The 280-nt window shown below is 33.0% G+C and carries 1 protein-coding gene; it reads right to left on the bottom strand.

Annotated features, from left to right (window positions below; genetic code table 11):
* Positions 1-71: 71 nt before the first annotated feature.
* On the bottom strand, positions 72-280 hold a 209-nt coding region (locus M901_RS12220), incomplete at its 5' end, for a 3,4-dihydroxy-2-butanone-4-phosphate synthase (protein ID WP_034722051.1).

Raw genomic sequence — 280 nt, 5'->3', positions numbered from 1 at the left:
TNAATTCGTTAAATCTTCCGGCAACAATCGCAAATTTCTTACCAGATGCATTTAAATGTCCTTCTAAATTTCTAGGCATTTAAGACTCCATTTTCTTCAATATGATTAACTTTAATAATTGTTTCTTCTTTTACTAAATCCTGTGCCATTTTTCTATAGTCCACAAGATCTTTAATCGTAATAAACTTCAGGTCATGTTCTCTAGCAATCTCAAAAAGCCTATCCGTCTTCGCCATACTTCCATCATCATCCATTATTTCACAGATAACTCCAGAAGGAT

Source organism: Bacteriovorax sp. DB6_IX (assembly GCF_000447775.1).
Taxonomy (GTDB): Bacteria; Bdellovibrionota; Bacteriovoracia; order Bacteriovoracales; family Bacteriovoracaceae; genus Halobacteriovorax_A.
This window is presented reverse-complemented; position numbering and strand designations above follow the sequence as displayed.